This window comes from Pseudomonas sp. BCRC 81390, from assembly GCF_030341915.1.
In the GTDB taxonomy this organism is placed as follows: Bacteria; Pseudomonadota; Gammaproteobacteria; order Pseudomonadales; family Pseudomonadaceae; genus Aquipseudomonas.
On sequence record NZ_JATAAG010000070.1, the window covers coordinates 1 to 229 of the forward strand.

General features: G+C 49.8%; 1 rRNA gene. It reads left to right on the top strand.

The window, feature by feature from the left end:
• Nucleotides 1-229, top strand: a 23S ribosomal RNA gene (locus tag QSV36_RS22975); the annotation flags it as partial.

The following is a 229-nucleotide window of genomic DNA, read 5'->3' on the forward strand; positions in this document are numbered from 1 at the left end:
AGTGAACCAGTACCGTGAGGGAAAGGCGAAAAGAACCCCGGAGAGGGGAGTGAAATAGAACCTGAAACCGTATGCGTACAAGCAGTGGGAGCCTACTTTGTTAGGTGACTGCGTACCTTTTGTATAATGGGTCAGCGACTTATATTCAGTGGCGAGCTTAACCGAATAGGGGAGGCGTAGCGAAAGCGAGTCTTAATAGGGCGTTTAGTCGCTGGGTATAGACCCGAAA